Annotated in this window: 5 protein-coding genes; all 5 read right to left on the reverse strand. The window is 38.6% G+C overall.

Translation table 11 applies throughout. From position 1 onward, the window contains the following. Window positions 1-201 precede the first annotated feature (201 nt). Entirely contained in the window at window positions 202-894 is a 693-nt protein-coding gene (locus tag ACFIL8_RS07865; protein ID WP_375612254.1) for a glutathione S-transferase family protein, read from the reverse strand. A gap of 139 nt (window positions 895-1,033) precedes the next feature. Further along, window positions 1,034-1,678: a ribosome biogenesis GTP-binding protein YihA/YsxC gene (gene yihA / locus ACFIL8_RS07870; RefSeq protein ID WP_375612255.1), complete on the reverse strand. Its 645-nt coding sequence runs from the start codon at window positions 1,676-1,678 to the stop codon at window positions 1,034-1,036. Beyond that, a complete protein-coding gene (yidC, locus tag ACFIL8_RS07875) occupies window positions 1,675-3,513 on the reverse strand; it encodes a membrane protein insertase YidC (RefSeq protein ID WP_375689359.1) in 1,839 nt (612 codons plus the stop codon). The genes yihA and yidC overlap by 4 nt, the downstream gene beginning before the upstream one ends. Beyond that, window positions 3,503-3,895: a ribonuclease P protein component gene (rnpA, locus tag ACFIL8_RS07880; protein WP_375612257.1), complete on the reverse strand. Its 393-nt coding sequence runs from the start codon at window positions 3,893-3,895 to the stop codon at window positions 3,503-3,505. The genes yidC and rnpA overlap by 11 nt, the downstream gene beginning before the upstream one ends. A 117-nt stretch (window positions 3,896-4,012) precedes the next feature. Next, complete coding sequence (gene rpmH, locus ACFIL8_RS07885; protein ID WP_005864709.1) at window positions 4,013-4,147, reverse strand: 50S ribosomal protein L34; 135 nt, start codon at window positions 4,145-4,147, stop codon at window positions 4,013-4,015. Between the last annotated feature and the right edge of the window lie 169 nt (window positions 4,148-4,316).

Raw genomic sequence — 4,316 nt, forward strand, 5'->3', positions numbered from 1 at the left:
TTTTTATCCCTGTGCTGATCTTTTTTGTGACACGATAAGAAAGTGATTTTTGTGATTCAATTATAATGGGTTTTATTCTCTGTTTAATACGATCATAAATCAATATATTATTATATTGTTTATACGCATGCATAAAAATTCATAAACCTATAAATATCCTTTAGATAAAATATCACTTTTATTTTTGTTTGTGAGAGAAGGCTAGAAATCAAGATCTGCATAGTGAGCACTTGCAACAATTCCGCGGACGCGATCTGTTAAAAGAGAACGAAAAGAAGGGCGTGATTTAATTCTCATATACCAGTCTTTGGCAGCAGGAGATTGTTCCCAGTCAATTTCCCCTAGAAAGTCAAGTACAGAAATAGAAGCTGCTGCTGCTAGATCTGCATAGGACAAGGCAGAACCGACTAAGCTATCGCGAGAGGCACAGAGCCAATTGAGATAGTTCATATGTGGTAAAATATTGGCACGTGCATTGCGTAAAATTTGTGAATTAGGAGCACCACCGCCGATGGCAAGTGGCATTTCACGTTTATGGATTCGTTCTCGTACGATATGGCGCGTTGCTTCATTTTCGAATTTATTTAAGAACCAGTCATTGAGACGGCGTACTTCCGCACGATCTAAAGGATTTTCTGGAAAGAGCTTATTTTCTTGTCGTAAACTTCCATGTGTTTCGTCTAAATATTCGCAGATAACAAGAGGACCTGATAATGGAACCTCGTGTTCATCGAGAAAAACAGGAACATGACCAGCGGGATTGAGGGCTAGAAATTCGTGTCTTCTTGCCCATTCATATTCTTCAATCAGTTGAGTGGTTACACCATATTCCCCAAGAATGAGGCGTATGAAGCGCGAGGCAGAGGATAGGGGAGAGTGAAAAAGTGTCAGCATAATTTACACTATCAAATAGAGTTGAAGAGAATTCTTTCAAGTAATCATTTTTATAAAGATGCTTGACTAGAAGTACAAGATCATTAGTAGCTGCTAGTAATTATAATTAATAAATTGTTAATGACTAGGAATTGTTCTCTTATGCGATGGTTTGCAAAATGGCAGCACGTAATTCTTCTAAACCGATAGCTTTTTCTGAAGAGGTTACAAGAAGCTCAGGATAAGCTGCTGGGCGTTTAAGAAGCTTTGTTTGTGTGCTCATAATTAATTTTTCCAAAGCATTTGATTTGATTTTATCGCTTTTTGTCAAAACAATGTGATAAGAAACAGCTGCTTTATCAAGGAGAGCAAGAACATCTTCATCATTATTTTTGATTCCGTGCCGTGAATCAATCAAGATATATACACGTTTTAACGTTGTGCGCCCCCGTAAATAGCTAAAAATCAAATTTGTCCACGCATCAACAAGATTTTTAGGAGCAGCAGCAAAACCATAACCAGGCATATCTACTAATGCTAGAGGGGGAAGGTCTCCTAGTTGCCCACTGAATCCATCGGGGACAAAATAATTAAGCTCTTGAGTTCGTCCTGGTGTATTTGAGGTACGTGCTAAGCTTTTTTGTTGGACGAGTGCGTTGATTAAAGATGATTTTCCAACATTGGAACGACCTGCAAATGCAATTTCTGGTGGTCCTTCAGGGGGGAGAAAGCGTATTTCTGGTACACCACGAATAAAAATCCAATTGCGAGAAAAAATTCCAGAAAGGGAAGAATCTCTTGTCATTCATGCACTTCTTTTTTGGGTGATCTTCTCCAGATGGCTTTCAGATTATCAAAAAGCTCAATTTTAACTCCTTGGCGCTTCATCATGATACCTTGCTGAATGATTGATAATATATTGTTCCATGCCCAATAGATGACGAGACCTACAGGGAAAGAGGCGAGCATAAAAGTAAAGACAACAGGCATCCATGTGAATATCATCGCTTGGGTTTGGTCTTGAGGAGCAGGATTCATACGCATTTGTAAAAACATCGTTATTCCCATAATCAAAGGCCATGCACCAATCATAAGAAATGTTGGCGTTGTATATGGCAAGAGACCAAACAAGTTAAAAAGAGAAGTTGGATCGGGTGCCGCTAAATCTTTAATCCAGCCAAAGAAAGGGGCATGGCGCATTTCAATAGTGATATAGAGAACTTTATAAAGAGCAAAGAATATTGGGAATTGAACCAACATTGGCCAACAGCCTGCAAGGGGATTTATTTTTTCGGTTTTATATAGATCTATTATTGCCTTTTGTTGTTTGGTTTGGTCATCGGGATACTTTTCTTTTATTTCTAGCAACCGCGGTTGTAAAAGCTTCATGCGTGCCATAGATTTATAAGATTTATTGGCTAGAGGGAAAAGAAGAGTTTTTAAGAGAACTGTGACAAGAAGGATGGCGATACCAAAATTCCCTGTTTGTTTATAAAGAATATCAATGAGGGAAAACATTGGTTTGGTGATGAAATCAAACCAGCCCCAATCAATTAAAAGAGCAAACTTTTTTATTTTTAGGTCATTTTGATAATTATTAATAATTTCAACTTGTTTTGCACCAGCAAAAAGACGATTTGTAACAGTTTTTGTTTCATTTGGGGCAATCGTTAAAAGCGACCCTAGCAAGTCAGACTGATAATGCGTTTGCAAACGATCAAAATAAATAAAACGGCTTGTATATTCTTTATTTTGCGGGGGAATAACTGCTACAGCCCAATATTTATCGGTAATACCAATCCAACCTCCTGTTACTTTGGAAAAAGTCATGCTTTTTTGCCCATTATCAGGATTTGGGTCAAGCTCTGCTAAGGTTTTATATTTTTCAGTTTTGAGCGAATCTCCTGCAATACCTATCATACCTTCATGAAGTAAATAGGTTGCATTTGTATGTTCTGGTGGTGCAGCACGTGCAACGCGAGCATAGGACGAGAGATGTATTGGTTGATCGCTTTCATTGCTGATAGAATCCTCAATGGTAAACATGAAATGATTATCAACAGAAAGGGTCCGCCGGAAGATTTGTCCCTGTCCATTATTATAAATTAAAGTGATGGGTGTTGAAGGAGTCAGGATTGTATTGTTTCCCTCTATTTGCCATTTTGTATCCGATTGTGGCAAGGCTTTTGCTGGCAAAGACGCACTTGCAAAACCAAATTCAGCAAGGTAGGTCGTTTTGAAACCTTTAGGATTTAGCAAATCGATTTCCGGTGATTTTTTATCGACTGTTAAACGATATTTTTTGAGGTGAAGATCATCAAATTGTGCACCAACAAGATTAATAGAGCCTTCCAGTTCATTGGTTTTGATCGCAATACGTTCTGTTTTGTCCAATACAGCTTTCCGGATTTCAGGTGTCATGGGCTGTTCGATGATAGATGTAGCTTGATACGTTGAGGTATCGTCAGAAAAATCCGTTGTGGTAGTAGAAAGGGCTGATTGTTGTTTTGACAATTGCTGTGTGACGACTTGTTGTTTTTGTAACTTTGCTTGTTTGGGAGCAACATGAAGAAATTGCCATGCGATGAGCACTACGAAAGATAAGCCAATAGCGATAAAGAAATTGCGGTTATATTCCATCCGTACACCCTTGTTGTTGTTGCTGATGTTTTATTTTTGGTTTTATTCGCCGATTTAATTCACTAATCAAGGATGTAAAAGGTGCATGTAACACATCACGGTACGCTACAATGACATAGTCTGTTCCTGCTTCCATGTGGTTTGTTACACCAACTCTCACGGCTTCACGCAAGCGCCTTTTAATACGATTACGTTTCACAGCATTACCGTTTTTACGGGTAACAGTGAAGCCTACACGTGCAAAAAGAGAATCTTTTCTTTCTGTTGTTTGTTCACGAGATTTAACTTCGAGCAAAAATAAAGGACCACGTCGTTTTTCTCCTGTACGGACAGCCAAAAAGTCTGCTCTTTTGCGAATACGGCAGGGATGTTTTTTCTTCATAAAAGAATATTTCGCAATTTCATTAAATGCCTGCAAGCAGACATTGTAGGTTCATAATAAAAGTGTCACAACGAAGAAACGATGAGCAATCCTCAACGGTTGTGAAAATTTAAATGGTTAAGCAGAAAGCCGCTTACGTCCACGAGCACGTCTTGCAGCAATAACTTTACGTCCTCCAGCTGTGGCCATGCGTGCACGAAACCCATGGCGGCGTTTACGGACAAGTTTAGAGGGTTGGTAAGTACGTTTCATTTATTTAAATACCGCGGAGTGCGGCCCTTCTTAATTTTCGTTTTATGAGTAGTTATGCGCGAGATAAACAATTTTATCCTATCATACGGCTGTTAACCCATAAGGAAAAATATAAAAAAAGTCAATCTTAGATTGTTTTTCTCTCTCTTGAAAGAATACAAAACACCTT

Origin of the sequence: Bartonella sp. AP57NXGY, assembly GCF_042195805.1 — a bacterium.
Lineage (GTDB): Bacteria > Pseudomonadota > Alphaproteobacteria > Rhizobiales > Rhizobiaceae > Bartonella.

Bases quoted from the DNA above. Each gene is read 5' to 3' on its own strand.
- ACFIL8_RS07865 (WP_375612254.1), bottom strand. From the start codon at position 894: ATGCTGACACTTTTTCACTCTCCCCTATCCTCTGCCTCGCGCTTCATA.
- yihA (WP_375612255.1), bottom strand. From the start codon at position 1,678: ATGACAAGAGATTCTTCCCTTTCTGGAATTTTTTCTCGCAATTGGATT.
- yidC (WP_375689359.1), bottom strand. From the start codon at position 3,513: ATGGAATATAACCGCAATTTCTTTATCGCTATTGGCTTATCTTTCGTA.
- rnpA (WP_375612257.1), bottom strand. From the start codon at position 3,895: ATGAAGAAAAAACATCCCTGCCGTATTCGCAAAAGAGCAGACTTTTTG.
- rpmH (WP_005864709.1), bottom strand. From the start codon at position 4,147: ATGAAACGTACTTACCAACCCTCTAAACTTGTCCGTAAACGCCGCCAT.